The sequence below is a fragment of the Pseudomonas sp. FP2294 genome (assembly GCF_030687625.1).
GTDB classification, from domain to species: domain Bacteria; phylum Pseudomonadota; class Gammaproteobacteria; order Pseudomonadales; family Pseudomonadaceae; genus Aquipseudomonas; species Aquipseudomonas shahriarae.
The window spans coordinates 474,578-492,209 of the sequence record NZ_CP117441.1 but is presented as its reverse complement, the minus strand read 5'-3'; the positions used below and the strand labels follow the sequence as shown (position 1 = coordinate 492,209).

Below are 17,632 nucleotides of genomic sequence, written 5' to 3'. Positions count from 1 at the left end.
AAACTCGCGCCCTTTTTTCCGCGCCCGCGCTGCGCGTCATAGAAGTTGGTTCGCTCATGAAAGTTGTTGCTCCCACCTGTTTTGCGATGTTGCTCCCCAGCCTGCTGGGCCTGCAGCAAACGGCCCTGGCCGAAGAGGCCCCACTGATTCTCGACCCCAGTGTGGTGACGGGCTCGCGTAGTGCCAGCCGCAGTTTCGACCTGCCCTACTCGGTGGACAGCATCAGCCGTGAGCAGATCAGCGACGGCCAGCTGGGCATCAATGCCTCGGAAGCCCTGTCCCGCGTGCCGGGGCTAGTGGTGCAGAACCGCCAGAACTATGCCCAGGACCTGCAGATTTCCTCCCGTGGCTTTGGCGCGCGCTCGGCGTTTGGCGTACGCGGGATCAAACTGATTGCCGATGGCATCCCCGCCAGCACCCCGGACGGCCAGGGCCAGGCCGCCACCTTCAACCTCGACACCGCCGACCGCATCGAAGTCCTGCGCGGCCCGGCCGCCACCCTGTATGGCAGCAACGCCGGCGGGGTGATCCAGATGTTCTCGCGCAACGGCGAAGGCCCACCCCGTATCGGCGCCGAAACCCTGGTCGGCAGCGATGGCCTGAACAAGCATCACCTCAGCGCCGAGGGCGCGGTGCAGGGCGCCGGTTTTGTCCTCGATGCCTCACGCATGGACACCGACGGCTACCGCGACCACAGCAGCGCCCGCCGCGACCAGACCTTCGCCAAGCTCAACCTCGAGCCCGATGACGACAGCAAGCTGGCCCTGATCTACAGCAGCCTGGAGCAGAACGGCACCCAGGACCCGCTGGGGCAGACCTGGGCAGGCTACAAGGCCGACCCGCGCTCGGTGAGCAGCAATGCCCTGGCGTACAACACACGCAAGAGCATTGATCACCAACAGGTAGGGATGAATTACGAGCGGTACATTGGCGATGCGACATTGCAGGTGAATGCCTACACCGGGCGCAGGAATGTGATTCAGTATTTGTCGATTCCAAAGTTCACGGTGAACGGGGGGCTTAACCCGGCCAACGAACGCGGCGGTGGCGTCGTGCAATTCGACCGCAAGTTCTACGGCGGTGGCGTGCGCTGGATGCAGCCCATCGACAGCATGCCGGGCGAATTGATGATCATCACCGGCCTGGACTTCGACCAGAGCGAAGATAGCCGTCACGGCTACAAGAACTACAACGGCAACACCCTCGGCGTGAAAGGCGAATTACGCCGCAATGAAATCGACACCGCCCGCAGCCTTGACCCGTACATCCAGGCCAACTGGGCCATCGACCGCTGGACCCTGCAAGCCGGGCTGCGCCACAGCACCATGGAAATGGACGTCGATGACCAGTTCCTGAGCAATGGCGATGCCAGTGGCAACAAGACCTACCAGAAGAACACGCCGTCGATGAGCGTGATGTACGCGTTTACCCCTGAGCTGCACGGCTATGTCAGCGCTGGCAAGGGCTTCGAAACGCCGACCCAAGCCGAAATGGCCTACGCCCCGGGCGCCATCGAAGGTTTCAACTTTGGCCTGAAGCCGTCAGAAAGTACTCAATATGAAGTGGGTTTGAAGGCGCAGGTGAACAACAGCACGCGGGTCAATGCCGCTGTGTTCCAGATCACCACCGAGGATGAGCTGGTAGTCGCACAGTCCAATGGCGGACGCACCAGCTACCAAAACGCCGGCCGCACCCTGCGCCGTGGCTTTGAGCTGGGTATCGAAAGCCAACTGAGCGAACAGTGGAGCGCCAACCTCGCCTACACCCGCCTGCAAGCCACCTACGACAGCAACTTCAGCAACAGCGGCAAAACCGTGGAGAAGGGCAACTACCTACCCGGCGTCCCACAGACCACGCTCTTTGCCGAACTGAACTGGAAACCACGGGACTGGGTCAGCACCGCCGTCGAAGGCATGTACCGCAGCAAGATCTATGTCGAAGACACCAACCAGAAGCATGCTGCTCCGGCTTACAGCGTTTTCAACTGGCGTGCACGCTTTGAACAGAAAGTCGAACACTGGACCTTTCACCAGACCCTGCGCCTGGACAACCTGCTGGATCGCCAGTACATCGGTTCGGTGATTGTCGGCGATGGCAACGATCGTTATTACGAAGCCGCGCCCGGCAGGTCGTGGTATGCGGGCGCAGGAGCCCAGTACAGCTTTTGAGTGATAAAAACCAATGGGCAAATAACATTGCCCATTTGGCTCCCACATTAATAACAGAAACTTCCTATAACCCGCCCCCTACACTTTGAAAAGTACCCACCAAAATTACAAAGAACCACAAACAAAAATACCCACTCAACTTTTAAGCAATCATCCATCAGCTTTTAATTGCCACTCCCCATTGGCTCCGTAAACCAGTTCATGATCTATGGGCTCTCGATAGGGATCACCAAAGTTCACATAACTGCCATCACCTTTGCCATTAGAGGCGGTTGGCTGCCATTCCTGGGTATCGGCGTTAAAAAATTCGGCGTCATCACCAGCGGTTGTGTCCTTTGGATTGCGCACACCCGACTGCACTTTATCTATTGGGCTTGTTGGATTCACCGGATCTATCGGCTTATTTTTACCGGCCAGATCACTGTAAAAAGAAAACGGATGAAAGCCTGTTATCGAAGTCATTTGCACACTCCCGGAATTAACATTTCGACCATTCAACAAACATCTATATAAGATATTCTTATCAAGCGTCGATACAACCTATTAACCCCAACAAACAATGTCCAGAGCACTACTTAATCAAAATATTAAGTAATGCCCCTTGCCTTCGAAAACACTGTGATTTCCCAGACCTGAAGAAATCGCTACGACTTATGACGGCCTCACGCGGATCACCCAACTAACTCGCTCACCTTGGGCAAGCGCTGATCAATCACACGATACAAAGCACTATCAACCGGCCAGTTGCGCATAAACCGCGCACGGTCCTTGGCAAACGCCGGTGCGAAGCTGCTCAGCGAGCCATGCTGACACATCGAATCCAGATCAATCAGCACCCAACGCCCTCCTTGCCAGAACAGGTTGCGCCCCTTGAAGTCGCCATGGCTGATCCGCTCGCGAATCAGCTCGCCAAACAGGCGATCCAGGGCCAATAGCTCAGGCTCGGGCACCTCGCCGCTGTCCACGTAAGGGGCCAGGTGTTCGATCAGGTCGGGCCCGGACAGGTGCTCGGTGACCAGATAAGCCCGGCTGCGCAGCCAGAAAAAGCGTCGCTCCAGAAGCGCCAGGGGCTTGGGCGTGGCAATCCCCAGGAATGTCAGGCGGTTGCCTTCGCTCCAGGCGTGCCAGGCGCGGCTGGGCCTCCAGAAGCGCCTGAGCCAGTGCATAAAACCCTTGATGTTGTAGCGCTTGATCACCAGCGCTCGACCCGCAGCATCAACCCCGGCCACCGTGGCCGAGGCGCCGGCCTTGTACATTTGGCCCTGGTCGACAAGCCTATCGACGTTTGCCAGTACCGGCAGCAGGGTAGCTTCTTCTTCACGCCGGATGGCGCGCAGCCCAAAGGCCCCGCGCACTACGCTGAACAAGGTGCACTCACGGCCAATCTTGCCCATGAAGTCTTTCAGGCGCCAGGCGCGCACTTTGCGCACCTGTTTTTGCAAGGCTTCCAGGGGCAACGCGTGCTCGCCGTTGCTTAACAGGTAGTGCACCAGTAATTCTTCGGTAAACGGTTCGAGGTCGCTCGGTAACTGGGCAAAAAACACCCCGAGGTTTTCCAGCACCCGGTTACGTGACAGGGGTTTACCCGCCTGTTCGACGCAGATCCCCCCCCCGTCGATCAAATACAGCTTGTCAGCCTGACGCATCAAGTTGTCCAGGTGCAGATCTTCCTGCCACAAACCCTTGGCGTGCATCTGGGCAATCGCACCCAGCGCTTCGGCCAGTACCGCCTGTTGCTCATCGGCCAAGGGCGGCAAGGCTTCGACTGCCGCCCAGGCGTCGGCCAGGCTTTGGGCCCCTTCCAGAAACTCGAACAGCAGCCAGCCACCCTCACCGTCTTGCAGGCCGTCGGCGAGCAACAGCGGGGTAGTGAGGCCTTGCTCGGCGAGCAGGCGCACGCCCTGGAGTTCGCGCTGGAAATGTCGCGCGGCGTTGCTACCCACCAGCAACTTGGCCAGCACCGGCCGGCCACGCCAGATGGCCGCGCCCACATAACGCTGGCCGGGCAACACCCGCAACAGGCTCAGCAGTTGCAACTGCCCAGGGCCCGCTGCATCCGCCAACTCAATACTCAAGGGCAACGTGGGCGTACGCCCGGCGTTTTTGAGCTCAGACAACCGCATCAGCGGGCCTCCTTGTGACTGCGCCGCCCCGCCAGGTACTGCGCCCAGGTATCCACCAGCGAACTGTCCTCCGGCTGGTCGAGGTAGGCCGCCAGGAATTGCCGCACCTGCGCTGCCGTCCATGCGCCAGCACGGCGCAGCAATGGCTCAAGGTCTTTGACCCGATCACGCCGGCCCAGCAACAGCGGCCGGGTTTTTTCCAGGTCGATCAACTGCGCTGCGTAACCGTCGCCGGTGGCCTGCAGGAAGATATGTTTGGGGTAAAAACAGCCATGCACCTGGCCGACGCCATGGAGCTTGCGCGCCAATTGGCCGCAAGCCACGAGGATCGCGTGGTGCTGGGCGGCACTCAGGGCCGGCCACTGCTCGAGCAGTGAGTCCAGGTCATTCCAGCCATCCAGCGCGCGGGTCAGCAGCAAGGCGCGGTATTCGCCGGCAACCTTGCGCTCGCCATAAAAAGCGGCCTGCAAGGCCGGGATCGCCTTCTGCCGATAGCGGCTGATATTGCGAAACTCACGGGCAAAGGTCGGCTCGCCAAAGGGCCGATGCAGGGTGCGCGTCAGGTAGTTGCTCTGGCGCTTGAGGTAATAGCCACGGCCTTCGAGTTCCAGGCGGAACACACTGCTCCAGCCGCCGCGACTGGTGTTGGGCTCATCCACTGCGTCCAGTTGCCTGGCCCACAGGGCGTCGAAGTCAGCCAGGCCATTGCGCTCCAGCAAGGCCCGATCTTCAGTTGCCAGGAAGTCATTCATTCGCGTCCCTCGAAAAACTTCAGCACATGGCGAATCCGCTGTTTATCCGACGTATTCAGGTGCTTGCGCCGACAATATTGCATGTAGAAGCGTAGGCGCTGGGTGGCCGACAAGTGGTATTTGGCAACCTTGTCCAGGCACGCCAGGTCCTTGGTGATCCGGTACTTGAGCCAGAACCCGCGCCAGAAGTCGCCGTTGGGGCAGTCGATCAGGTACAGGGTCTGCTGGTCGTCGATCAACAGGTTGCGCCACTTCAAATCGTTGTGGGTAAACCGGTGGTCGTGCATGGTCCGGGTGTATTCGGCGAGCTGGCGGCTGACCTTGTCGACCCATACCGGGTCGGACAATTGCGGATCCTTGCGTTCAGCCAGGGCCGCCAGGTCTTCGGTGCGGGGCAACTCGCGGGTGATCATCGCCCCACGATCATAGGCCAGGCCCTTGCGCTCCAGGCCCCAGGCCACGACTTCGGCCGTGGGAATGCCCCACTTGGCGAAGCGCTTGAGGTTCTGCCATTCGGACTTGACCCGTGGCTTGCCCAGGTAACGCCGCAACCCCTTGCCGGCGCCGGTGTAGCGCTTGACGTAATAGTTGACCCCGCCGCGCTGCACACGAATGACTTCGGACAGCGGATCACGGGTCAGCCGCTCGCCTTGCAGGGCAAACACCGCATCGAGGCTACCAAAATCGTCCACAAGCTCCGAGTAAGCAGGTTCCAGGTTCCAACCCGCCATCAGAGCGCACCTCCGTACCGGACTTTACGGTCATAGAGCTTGCTGGCCTTGCGCTCCAGCCACTGCAGCAGCGCGCCTTCCTCGGCCAGGATCTGGCGCAGGGGTTGCTGGAAGTAGCCTTTGAGGAAGCGCAACTTGTCGCGGCGGGTCAGGCCGATATCCAGAATCGAGAAATACAGGGCCGCCAAATCCTTGTTGCGCCAGCGCTGACTGATGCGCGGGCGCACTTGGGCACGGTGCAGGTCGATCACCGACAGTTTGAAGTCATCGGCCGTCACCGGTTTGTCGGTGTGCAGCAGGAAGTGGCAGATGTAGCAGTCACGATGGTTGACGCCAGCGCGATGCATCATCCCGGTCATGCGGGCCACTTCGGCAATCAGCGCGCGCTTGAGACGCGGCTCGGGTGGCTGCTTGAGCCAGTCCATGCTCAAGTCTTCCAGGCTGATGGTCGGCGCCAGCTCTTGGGTGACAATAAAGGAATGCTGGTCGGCCGGGTTGGCGCCGCGCTCGCCGTAGGCCACGGCGGTCATGGTCGGTACGCCCACTTCATGCAGGCGCTGGATTGCCTGCCACTCCTGCCCGGCGCCCAGCACCGGCAGTTTGGCGGTGAACAGGTTCTTGAAAATTTCACCCCAGCCGATGCCACGGTGGATTTTCACAAAGTAGCCGCGTCCATCCACCTCGGTGCGCAAGGTGCGACGGGCTTCCAGTTCACGGTAAACCTCACCCTCCAACAGCTCGACTTCGGCGAACGCATCGCGCCCGGCCCAAAGGCTCTTGAACGGTTCGGCAAGAATCAACTTCATCAGTGTTGCTCCGCCAGAATTACATCCGCAGCGTGCTGCGGCATGCTATAGAGGTCGGCCGTCTCGGCGAAGGCCAGACCATTGCGGCTCCAGGCCGCACGTTGCTGCTGATCACTGAGCATCCCGGCCAGGTACTGGTTGAGCTGGGCCTGTTCGAAAGGCTCGTCCAGCACACGCCCGCAATCAGCTTCGCTGATGTAATGGGCATAACCACACACCGCTGTGACCAGTACCGGCAACCCGGCCACCAGGGCTTCGAGCAGCACAGTCCCGGTGTTTTCGTTGTACGCCGGGTGAATCAACAGGTCGGCGCCCAGCAGGAAACGCGGGATATCACTGCGCCCCTTGAGGAACTGCACATTGTCGCCCAGGCCCAGGGTAGCACTCTGCAATTGGAATACTTTGGGGTCGTCCTGGCCAATTACAAACAGGCGGGTGCGCTTCTTCAGGTCTGGCGGCAGTGCGGCCAGCGCCTTGAGGCTGCGGTCCACGCCCTTGGTCTTGAAGCCCGAACCGATCTGCACCAGCAGCAGATCGTCGTCCGCGAGGTTGAATTCGGCACGGAAGCCGGCGCGGATCTCGGCCGCATTCGGCGGCGCCCGACGGTCCTGGGCGATGCCCGGTGGCAGCAGGTGGAAGCGCGCCAGCGGCGTGTCGTAGTGTTTGATAAACAGCGGCTGCTGGACCTCGGAGATCATCAGCACTTGGGTCTTGGCCTCCTTGGCAAACACCGCGCGCTCGTACTCGGCAAAGTGCCGGTAGCGGCCAAAGCTGCGATACAGCGAATGCCGCAGGTTCTGTGCCTTGTCCTCAAAACAGCCGTCTGCCGCGTAGTACACATCCAGGCCGGGCATTTTGTTGAAGCCGATCAAGCGGTCCACCGGGCGTTTGGCCAGGTCGGCCTGCATCCAGGCGGTCAACTTCTCGTTGCGCCGATGGTTGAAGAACGCCTTGACCGGCGCCACCAGCACTTCAAAACCGGGTGGCACGTCGCCTTCCCAGATCAAGGTGTACACACGAATCTGGTGACCGCGCTGCTGACACTCCAGGGCGATGCGCATGAAGTCGCGCTGCAAGCCACCAAAGGGGAAATATTTGTACAGTACAAATGCCAGTTGCATCAGTGCAGCTCCTCAGCCAATAACAACGTGCTCAGTCGGCTGGCCACACGCTCAGGGTTCAGGCGAGTAAAGCACAGTGGCCACTCGCGCTTGAGATCAAACCGGCGCTGGTCTTCAGCGCTCGGTTGGTAGGTGCATTTCTTTTGCAGGCAGGGCGCGCAGGGGAAATCGCTGCCCAGATGAATCTGCGCCTTGCCATAGGCACCGGTCAGGCCCGGGTTGGTCGGGCCGAACAGGGAGATCGTCGGCACATCCAGCGCAGCGGCCAGGTGCCCGAGGCCGGTATCCACCGCCACACAGGCCCTGGCGCCGGCCAATACCCGCGCCACACCGGCCAGGTTCAGCTTGGGCAAGACTTCGGCATTGGCCAGGCCCTGGGCCAGGCGTTCGGCGCGGGCTTTTTCGGCGGCATTGCCCCACGGCAGTTTCACATCCACTCCCAGGCTGCCCATGCGCTCGGCCAGCTCGCGCCAGTAGGCTTCGGGCCAGTGCTTGGTGTCCCAGGTGGTGCCGTGCAGCAGCAGCACAAAAGGCTTCTTAGGCGGCAGGCCGAGCAGTTTCTCAGTGCTCAGGCCGTAATCCCCAAGGCCTTTGGGCAGGTCATAGCCCAGGGCCACGGCGAACAGCTGGCGCAAGCGCTCCACCGCATGCTGGCCACGAGCAACCGCCAGGCGCCGGGAATAGAAGCGCGCAGCAATGGGTTCGCGAGCTGAATCTCTGTCAAAGCCCGCCACCGGCGCCCGCACATAGCGGGTCAGCCAGGCGCTTTTAAGCAGGCCCTGGGCGTCGATTACCAGGTCGTATTTAGTCGACTGGATCTGCTTCTTGAAGCGGCGCCACTCGCCACTCTTGAAGGTCTGCCAGAGGTTCTTGCGCCAGCGGCGAATCGCCACGGGGATCACCTTGTCCACCGCCGGGTGCCAGGTGGGGATTTCGGCGAAGCCTTCTTCCACCACCCAGTCAAAGCGAATCCCCGGGATCGCCCGGGCCGCGTCGGTCAATGCCGGCAAGGCGTGGATCACATCGCCCAGGGATGAGGTCTTGATTACCAGTACCCGCAACTCAATGAACCTCGACCACGTTGCCCTGCAAACGCTGCAAGGCTTCGGCTACCGCATCGGGCAGCAACTGGCGCAGGCAATTGTAGTGGCCGAAACGGCAGGTGCGGTCAAAGCACGGGCTGCAATCGAGGCCCAGGCGCACCACTTCGACCTTGTCGGCCAATGGCGGGGTAAAGCCCGGCGAGGTGGAGCCGTACACCGCCACCAGCGGGCGGTTCAGCGCGGCGGCCACGTGCATCAGGCCGGAGTCGTTGGACACCACCGAGTCGGCGCAGGACAGCAGGTCGATGGCCTCGGCCAATGACGTATCGCCACTGAGATTGACCGCTTCTTCGCGCAGGCCGGGGATCAGGCGCTGGCGGATATCCTCGCCCACCGAGTGATCGTTTTTCGAGCCAAACAGCCAGACTTGCCAACCTTCGCGGATTTTCAGCTCGGCGACCTTGGCGTAATGCTCCGACGGCCAGCGCTTGGACTCGCCAAACTCGGCGCCTGGGCACAGCGCCAGCACCGGCCGATCGAGGCTCAGGCCGAACTTGGCCAGGGCCGCGTCGCGGGTGACCGGGTCGATGAGCAGGCTCGGCCGTGGATACGGCGTCGGCAACTCGGCATTGGGCGCATAGGCCAGGGCCATGAAGCGCTCGATCATCAGCGGGTAGCGGGCCTTATCGAGCTTGCGCACGTCATTGAGCAAGCCATAGCGGAACTCACCGCGCCAGCCGGTACGCTTGGGGATGCCGGCGAAGAACGGCACCAGGGCCGACTTCATCGAGTTGGGCAGCAGGATCGCCTGGTCGTACTGGCCGGCCAGGGACTTGCCGATCCGCCGCCGGGTCGCCAGCTCCAGCGCGCCATGGCCGAGCGGGAAGCTCAAGGCCTGCCGTACCTCGGGCATGCGCTCCAGGATCGGCCGGCTCCACTCGGGGGCAAGCACGTCGATTTGGCAGTCGGGATGACGCTGTTTCAGGCACTGGAACAGTGTCTGCGCCATTACCATGTCACCGACCCAACTGGGCCCAACGATCAGAATATTCATGTAGTTTCCACAAACGATTCGGGGAGGCTCATGCCTCCCCGCCTCGATAATTACTGTAGGTCACGGTTTGTGTGGGAGCGGGCAGGCCCGCGATAGCATCACCGCGTGCTGTCAGCCAGACCGCAGCGCCTGCATCGCGGGCCAGCCCGCTTCCACCTAAAGCCGGTCTCCACATTCAATTGGGGTCGCCGTAGTGTTTTAGCTTAACCCCAGTTCTTGCCAGATCCGTTTCACCTGCCGCCGTTCGTCGGCAAACTGATCCCCGGCCACCACACCCGCCTCGTTCTGCAAGGCCTGGCGATGGGCTGCCGAGCGGTAGGCCTTATACACCTCGCGCAACAGGTGGGCATCGGCGGCGGGCATCAGCCCGACCTGCTCCAAGCCTTCCAGGATGCGGATATTGTCGGTATAGCGCAGCAGCAATGGATGTTGCGCAGACCACGCCAAAGCGGCGTATTGCACCATAAATTCAATATCGACGATACCTCCTGCGTCCTGCTTGAGATCGAACAGCGCCGTGGGCTCGAAGGCATTCGCCGCGGTGCCGGCTGCGGTCGACTTAGTGCCCAGGTTGTCACGCATCTTGGCGCGCATCTCGCTGACCTCCTGGCGCAGCTTCGCCAGGTCCTGCGTGCGCCCCAGTACCCGCGCCCGTACGGCCTCAAACGCCCGGCCCACGTCCTGGCTGCCGACCAGCACCCGCGCGCGCACCAGGGCTTGATGCTCCCAGGTCCAGGCCTCGTTTTCCTGATAACGGGCAAATGCCCCCAGGGAGCTGACCAGCAGGCCGGATGCGCCAGAAGGTCGCAGGCGCATATCCACTTCGTACAATTGCCCAGAGTTGGTCTGGGTGGTCAGCAGGTGAATGATGCGCTGGCCCAGGCGGGTAAAGAACTGCGCGCCATCAATCGGCTTGGCGCCGTCGGTTTCGGCCTGGGGGTCACCGTCGTGGATAAACACCAGGTCCAGGTCCGAGCCATGTCCCAGTTCGATACCGCCGACCTTGCCATAACCGACGATGATAAATCCGGGGTCGCACAAGGTACCGTCCAGGCGTTGCGGCGTACCGTGGCGGGCCACGGTCTGGCGCCAGGCCAGGGCCAACACCTGCTCCAGAATCGCCTCGGCGAGCCAGGTCAGGTAGTCGCTGACCTTCATCAGCGGCAGGCTGCCAGCGATTTCCGAGGCCGCGACCCGCAACCGGTGCGCCAGCTTGAAGTGGCGCAGGGCTTCCATTTGCTGCTCAAGGTCATCCTCAGGGATGCGTGTGAGGCGCTCGCGCAGTTCGGCGGCCAGTTCCGGCGCCAAGGGCGGCTTGAACAGGCGGCCTTCGTTAAGCAATTCGTCCAGCAGCAGCGGGAAGCGGGTGATCTGCTCGGCAATCCACGGGCTGGCGGCGCACAGGGTCAACAACCGACGCAAGGCGTCAGGGTTTTCCGTCAACAGCACCAGATAAGCAGAACGCCGCGCGACGGCCTCTACCAACGGCAGCACACGCTCCAGCACCAGGTCCGGGTTGGCATGTTCGACAGCCTGGGCCAGCAGGCGCGGGATAAACGCATCCAGGCGCTCACGCCCCAGGCGCTGCATCGCGCGCAATTGCGGGCTGCCGCGCAGGCTGGCCAAGGCTTTCAGGGCCTTGGGCGCGTCGGCAAAGCCGCCTTCGGCCAATTGGCGACAGGCGGCCTCCTCATTTTGGGATTCTTCCCACAAGGGCAGCCACTCGCCACCCACCACCAATTCGCTTTCCACCCCCTCCTCTTCGTCCGGATCGGCAATCACCTGGCGGAAATGCCAGTCCACCCGGCCACGCCAGTACATCAACTGTTCATGGAACGCCGTCCAGTTGGCAAAACCCAACATAAAGGCAATGCGCGCCTGGTCCTCGTCCGTGTTGGGCAGCATTTGCGTCTGGCGATCGGCAATGGCCTGGATCGCATGCTCGGTGTAGCGCAGGAACTCATAGCCGGCACGCAACTCGGCAATCACCGCCGGCGGCAGGTAGCCCTGGCCTTCCAGGGTGCCCAGCACCTTCAGCAGCGGCCGTTGTTGCAGGCTGAGGTCGCGGCCACCGTGAATCAGCTGGAACGCCTGGGCGATAAACTCCACTTCGCGGATGCCGCCAGCCCCCAGCTTGATGTTGTCGGCCATGCCCTTGCGCCGCACTTCCTGCTGGATCAACTGCTTCATGGTGCGCAGCGCTTCGATCGCAGAAAAGTCCAGGTAACGCCGATAGACAAACGGGCGCAGCAGGTCGAGCAGTTGCGCGCCGGCCACCTGGTCGCCGGCCACCACCCGCGCCTTGATCATCGCGTAGCGTTCCCAGTCGCGGCCCTGGTCCTGGTAGTACTGCTCCAATGCGTTGAAGCTCAACACCAGCGCCCCGGCGGAGCCGTAGGGCCGCAGGCGCATGTCGACCCGGAACACAAAGCCGTCGACGGTCATCGGGTCCAGGGCCTTGATCAGTTTCTGGCCCAGGCGGATAAAGAACTCCTGGTTGTCGAGGGCCCGCTTGGCGCCCACGGTCTCGCCGCCTTCGGGGTAGGCGAAGATCAGGTCGATGTCCGACGACAGGTTCAGTTCCACCGCACCCAGCTTGCCCATGCCGAGGATGACCATCTGCTGCGGCTCGCCGCTGCGCCCGCCGATGGGGGTGCCGAATTGCGCGCAGTGGCGCTGGTACAGCCACTGGTAAGCCTGGTCGATGCTGGCGTCGGCCATGTCCGACAGGTCGCGGCAGGTCTGTACCAGGTCCGCCTGTCGGGTCAGGTCGCGCCAGATGATCCGCACTTGCTGGCGGGTGCGCTGGCGACGCAGCACACGCCCCAGCTCATCTTCTGTTTCAGCCTGTTGCACGGCTGCGGCAATCTGCCCACACAGCTCATCAGGCGCAAAGCCGCGGTCCAGCTCGCCCCAGGCCACCAGCTCAAGCAACATCAAAGGGTCACGAACACTCTGTTCAATCACAAAATCGCTGGCGGCACACACCCGGGCGAAGTCGGCCCAACGTTGCGGCGTCCACGCAGACAGGCCATGATCGGCATCCAGCATGGCCGCCGCGTCACGAAATGACTGCTCGGCCCGGTTGGCAAATGGCAACAGAACGGCTGGGAGTTCAACCAGCGTTGGAAGGCTCATGGTCTATCCTTGATCGGCGCGTGAATGGCGAGTGGCTGTGAACGCAAGAACCACGCTCGATGAAGGACTGTCGAACAAAAGTTAGAAATAGCTGAAAAATCATTAATTTTGGCAGGCAACATTAAACTTCTACCTTTTCTTGTTCGCAAAAGATCAACAATAACGATTATGCTCACCAGCCAGACCGAGCAACCACCTCGGTCTTGTGTAGTTTTACTACTCGTATATACATTCGAAAGGCTGAAATGGCCGACGATTTGTAGTAAAACTACAGGACGCCGAAGCAACCTTCGGCCATCCAAGAATTTATGTCGTCTGCCCACAAGGCCAGTCGCAAACTTCAGGCAACCGATTCTGGTAGCCTTTCCGCCCTGGAGCAAGCCATGCAAGACCTCGATCCCGTCGAAACCCAGGAATGGCTGGACGCCCTGGAATCGGTTCTCGACAAAGAAGGCGAAGACCGTGCTCACTACCTGATGACCCGTATGGGCGAACTCGCGACCCGCAGCGGCTCGCAACTGCCCTACGCCATCACCACGCCATACCGCAACACCATCCCCGTTACCCACGAAGCACGCATGCCTGGCGACCTGTTCATGGAACGCCGCATTCGCTCGCTGGTACGCTGGAACGCGATGGCGATGGTTATGCGCACGAACTTGAAAGATTCTGACCTGGGCGGTCACATCTCCAGCTTCGCTTCCAGCGCAACCCTGTATGACATTGGCTTCAACTACTTCTTCCAGGCCCCGACCGAAGAACACGGCGGCGACCTGATCTACTTCCAGGGTCACACCTCGCCAGGCGTCTACGCCCGTGCGTTCATGGAAGGTCGCATCACCGAAGACCAGATGAACAACTTCCGCCAGGAAGTCGACGGTGGCGGCCTGTCGTCGTACCCGCACCCTTGGCTGATGCCTGACTTCTGGCAGTTCCCGACCGTATCCATGGGTCTGGGCCCGATCCAGGCGATCTACCAGGCACGTTTCATGAAGTACCTGGAAGCCCGTGGCTTCATCCCCGAAGGCAAGCAGAAGGTCTGGTGTTTCCTGGGCGACGGCGAGTGCGACGAGCCGGAATCCCTGGGCGCCATCTCCCTGGCCGGCCGCGAGAAGCTGGACAACCTGATCTTCGTCATCAACTGCAACCTGCAGCGCCTCGACGGCCCGGTTCGCGGCAACGGCAAGATCATTCAGGAACTCGAAGGCGTGTTCCGCGGTGCCCAGTGGAACGTAACCAAAGTCATCTGGGGCCGTTTCTGGGACCCACTGCTGGCCAAGGACGTCGACGGTATCCTGCAACGCCGCATGGACGAAGTCATCGACGGCGAGTACCAGAACTACAAAGCCAAAGACGGCGCGTTCGTACGTGAACACTTCTTCAACACGCCTGAACTCAAGGCGATGGTTGCCGACCTGTCCGACGACGAGATCTGGAAACTCAACCGTGGCGGCCACGACCCGTACAAGGTCTACGCGGCGTACCACGAAGCGGTCAACCACAAAGAACAACCGACCGTCATCCTGGCCAAGACCATCAAGGGTTATGGCACCGGTGCCGGCGAAGCGAAGAACACCGCCCACAACACCAAGAAAGTCGATGTCGACAGCCTGAAGTTGTTCCGCGACCGCTTCGACATTCCGGTCAAGGACGAAGAGCTGGAGAACCTGCCGTTCTTCAAGCCCGAGCCAAACAGCGCCGAAGCCCGCTACCTCAGCGAGCGTCGCACTGCACTGGGCGGTTTCGTGCCACAGCGCCGCGCACAGAGCTTCAGCGTACCGACGCCGGACCTCAGCACCCTCAAGGCAATCCTTGACGGTTCGGGCGACCGTGAAATCTCCACCACCATGGCCTTCGTGCGGATCCTCGCGCAACTGGTCAAGGACAAGGAAATCGGCCCGCGCATCGTCCCTATCATCCCGGACGAAGCCCGTACCTTCGGTATGGAAGGCATGTTCCGCCAGTTGGGCATCTACTCCTCCGTCGGCCAGCTCTACGAGCCAGTCGATAAAGACCAGGTGATGTTCTACAAGGAAGACAAGAAGGGCCAGATCCTCGAAGAAGGCATCAACGAAGCGGGCGCCATGAGCTCCTTCATCGCTGCCGGTACTTCGTACTCCAGTCACAACCAGCCGATGCTGCCGTTCTACATCTTCTACTCGATGTTCGGCTTCCAGCGCATTGGCGACCTGGCTTGGGCAGCAGGCGACAGCCGTACCCGTGGTTTCCTGATCGGCGGTACCGCCGGGCGCACCACGCTGAACGGCGAAGGCCTGCAACACGAAGACGGTCACAGCCACATCCTGGCTGCCACCATCCCGAACTGCCGCACCTTTGATCCAACCTACGGCTACGAGCTGGCGGTGATCATCCAGGACGGCATGAAGAAGATGACCGAAGAGCAGCAGGACGTTTTCTACTACATCACCGTGATGAACGAGTCCTACCAGCAACCTGCCATGCCGGCCGGTGTTGAAGAAGGCATCATCAAGGGCATGTACCTGCTCGAAGAAGACACCAAGGAAGCGGCACACCACGTGCAACTGATGGGCTCCGGCACCATCCTGCGCGAAGTGCGTGAAGCGGCGAAGATCCTGCGTGAAGAGTTCAACGTCGGCGCTGATGTGTGGAGCGTTACCAGCTTCAATGAACTGCGTCGCGACGGCCTGGCCGTAGAGCGCAGCAACCGCCTGCACCCAGGCCAGAAGCCTGCGCTGAGCTACGTCGAAGAGTGCCTGGCTGGCCGTAAGGGGCCGGTTATCGCCTCTACCGACTACATGAAACTGTTTGCTGAACAAATTCGCCAGTGGGTCCCGTCCAAGGAATTCAAAGTCCTGGGCACCGATGGTTTCGGCCGCAGTGACAGCCGCAAGAAGCTGCGTCACTTCTTCGAAGTCGACCGTCACTTTGTGGTGTTGGCAGCCCTGGAAGCCTTGGCTGACCGTGGTGAGATCGAACCCAAGGTGGTGGCTGACGCCATCGTCAAGTTCGGGATCAACCCGGAAAAACGCAACCCACTGGACTGCTGAGGAGACTTTTTGTGAGCGAACTCATTCGCGTACCTGACATCGGCAGCGGTGAAGGTGAAGTAATCGAGCTGTTTGTAAAGGTCGGCGACACCGTCGAAGCCGACCAGAGCATCCTGACCCTGGAGTCGGACAAGGCGAGCATGGAAATCCCTGCTCCCAAGGCCGGCGTGGTCAAGAGCCTGAAAGTGAAGCTGGGCGACCGCCTGAAAGAAGGCGACGAACTGCTGGAGCTGGAAATCGAAGGTGCCGCTGATGCGGCCCCGGCGGCGGCGCCTGCTGCCGCTGCTGCACCGGCACCAGCCGCCGAAAAACCTGCTGCTGCCGAGGCGCCTGCTGCCCCGGCCGCAGCTCCGGCCGCTGCCACTGTCCAGGACATTCACGTCCCGGACATCGGCTCGTCGGGCAAGGCCAAGATCATCGAGCTGCTGGTCAAAGTCGGCGACACCGTCGAAGCCGACCAGTCGCTGATCACCCTGGAGTCCGACAAGGCCTCCATGGAAATCCCATCGCCGGCTGCCGGCGTAGTGGAAAGCATCGCGGTCAAGCTCGAAGACGAAGTCGGCACTGGTGACTTCATCCTCAAGCTGAAAGTACAAGGCGCTGCGCCTGCTGCTGCTCCGGCGCCTGCCGCTGCCGCTGCTGCTCCGGCCGCCAAGACTGAAGCTGCACCGGCTGCCGCCGCCCCGGCTCCTGCGGCAAAAGCCGAGGCCGCACCGGCCCCGGCGGCTGCCCCTGCGCCAAGTGGTGCCAAGGCTCACGCCGGCCCTGCCGTGCGTCAACTGGCCCGTGAATTCGGCGTCGAGCTGAGCGCTGTCAGCCCTACCGGCCCACATGGTCGCGTGCTCAAGGAAGACGTGCAGGTCTACGTCAAGTCCATGATGCAAAAAGCCAAGGAAGCTCCGGCTGCCGGCACTGCTACCGGTGGCTCGGGCATTCCGCCGATCCGCACCGTAGACTTCAGCCGCTTCGGCGAAATCGAAGAAGTGCCGATGACGCGCCTGATGCAAATCGGCGCAGCCGGTCTGCACGCCAGCTGGCTGAACATTCCGCACGTGACTCAGTTCGACCAGGCCGATATCACCGACCTGGAAGCTTTCCGCGTTGCGCAGAAAGCCGTGGCCGAGAAGGCTGGCGTCAAGCTGACCGTGCTGCCACTGCTGCTCAAGGCCTGCGCGCACCTGCTCAAGGAGCTGCCGGACTTCAACAGTTCGCTGGCACCAAGCGGCAAGGCGATCATTCGCAAGAAATACGTGCACATCGGCTTCGCCGTCGACACCCCGGATGGCCTGCTGGTACCGGTCATCAAGAACGTCGACCAGAAGAGCCTGCTGCAACTGGCTGCCGAAGCGGCTGCACTGGCTGCCAAGGCCCGCGACAAGAAGCTGACTCCGGACGACATGCAAGGTGCCTGCTTCACCATCTCCAGCCTCGGGCACATTGGCGGCACTGGCTTCACGCCAATCGTCAACGCGCCGGAAGTGGCGATCCTCGGTGTTTCCAAGGCCACTATCCAGCCTGTGTGGGACGGCAAGGCCTTCCAGCCGAAGCTGATGCTGCCACTGTCGCTGTCCTACGATCACCGCGTGATCAATGGCGCGGCCGCTGCACGCTTCACCCAGCGCCTGAGCCAGTTGCTGAACGACATCCGCACCATCCTGCTGTAAACG

Annotated in this window: 12 protein-coding genes; 3 read left to right on the top strand and 9 right to left on the bottom strand. The window is 61.4% G+C overall.

Annotation, left to right across the window (positions count from 1 at the left end; all coding sequences use genetic code 11):
* Positions 1-56 precede the first annotated feature (56 nt).
* Positions 57-2,168, top strand: a complete 2,112-nt coding sequence (locus PSH73_RS02090; RefSeq protein WP_057958122.1) for a TonB-dependent receptor — start codon at positions 57-59, stop codon at positions 2,166-2,168.
* 150 nt (positions 2,169-2,318) lie between these two features.
* Here the strand turns inward: PSH73_RS02090 and PSH73_RS02085 are convergent, their stop codons facing one another.
* From PSH73_RS02085 to glnE, 9 genes are all read right to left on the bottom strand, one after another.
* Positions 2,319-2,630: a hypothetical protein gene (locus PSH73_RS02085; protein WP_282405192.1), complete on the bottom strand. Its 312-nt coding sequence runs from the start codon at positions 2,628-2,630 to the stop codon at positions 2,319-2,321.
* A gap of 209 nt (positions 2,631-2,839) precedes the next feature.
* Positions 2,840-4,291: a lipopolysaccharide kinase InaA family protein gene (locus PSH73_RS02080; RefSeq protein WP_120731362.1), complete on the bottom strand. Its 1,452-nt coding sequence runs from the start codon at positions 4,289-4,291 to the stop codon at positions 2,840-2,842.
* Positions 4,291-5,043 (bottom strand): lipopolysaccharide kinase InaA family protein, encoded by a 753-nt coding sequence (locus tag PSH73_RS02075; RefSeq protein ID WP_120731360.1) that lies wholly within the window; start codon positions 5,041-5,043, stop codon positions 4,291-4,293. Before PSH73_RS02075 ends, PSH73_RS02080 begins: the two co-directional genes overlap by 1 nt.
* On the bottom strand, positions 5,040-5,774 hold the full coding sequence (locus tag PSH73_RS02070) for a lipopolysaccharide kinase InaA family protein (protein WP_057958119.1): 735 nt from the start codon (positions 5,772-5,774) through the stop codon (positions 5,040-5,042). Before PSH73_RS02070 ends, PSH73_RS02075 begins: the two co-directional genes overlap by 4 nt.
* Positions 5,774-6,580 carry a lipopolysaccharide core heptose(I) kinase RfaP gene (rfaP, locus tag PSH73_RS02065; protein WP_057958118.1) on the bottom strand — a complete coding sequence of 269 codons (807 nt, stop codon included), beginning with the start codon at positions 6,578-6,580 and terminating at the stop codon, positions 5,774-5,776. Before rfaP ends, PSH73_RS02070 begins: the two co-directional genes overlap by 1 nt.
* Positions 6,580-7,701 carry a glycosyltransferase family 4 protein gene (locus PSH73_RS02060; RefSeq protein ID WP_115127231.1) on the bottom strand — a complete coding sequence of 374 codons (1,122 nt, stop codon included), beginning with the start codon at positions 7,699-7,701 and terminating at the stop codon, positions 6,580-6,582. Before PSH73_RS02060 ends, rfaP begins: the two co-directional genes overlap by 1 nt.
* The gene (waaC, locus tag PSH73_RS02055) at positions 7,701-8,762 is read right to left on the bottom strand and encodes a lipopolysaccharide heptosyltransferase I (RefSeq protein ID WP_057437702.1); all 1,062 of its coding nucleotides are present in this window, start codon (positions 8,760-8,762) and stop codon (positions 7,701-7,703) included. Before waaC ends, PSH73_RS02060 begins: the two co-directional genes overlap by 1 nt.
* Before the next feature lies 1 nt (position 8,763).
* Positions 8,764-9,798 carry a lipopolysaccharide heptosyltransferase II gene (gene waaF / locus PSH73_RS02050; protein WP_115127229.1) on the bottom strand — a complete coding sequence of 345 codons (1,035 nt, stop codon included), beginning with the start codon at positions 9,796-9,798 and terminating at the stop codon, positions 8,764-8,766.
* Positions 9,799-9,996: 198 nt separating this feature from the next.
* Positions 9,997-12,936: a bifunctional [glutamate--ammonia ligase]-adenylyl-L-tyrosine phosphorylase/[glutamate--ammonia-ligase] adenylyltransferase gene (gene glnE, locus PSH73_RS02045; protein ID WP_057958115.1), complete on the bottom strand. Its 2,940-nt coding sequence runs from the start codon at positions 12,934-12,936 to the stop codon at positions 9,997-9,999.
* A 383-nt stretch (positions 12,937-13,319) separates the two neighbouring features.
* Between glnE and aceE the strand changes: the two genes are divergently transcribed.
* Entirely contained in the window at positions 13,320-15,965 is a 2,646-nt protein-coding gene (gene aceE / locus PSH73_RS02040) for a pyruvate dehydrogenase (acetyl-transferring), homodimeric type (RefSeq protein WP_057958114.1), read from the top strand.
* Positions 15,966-15,976: 11 nt separating this feature from the next.
* Positions 15,977-17,629, top strand: coding sequence for a dihydrolipoyllysine-residue acetyltransferase (aceF, locus tag PSH73_RS02035; RefSeq protein ID WP_057958113.1), 1,653 nt, complete (start codon positions 15,977-15,979; stop codon positions 17,627-17,629).
* Positions 17,630-17,632: the final 3 nt, after the last annotated feature.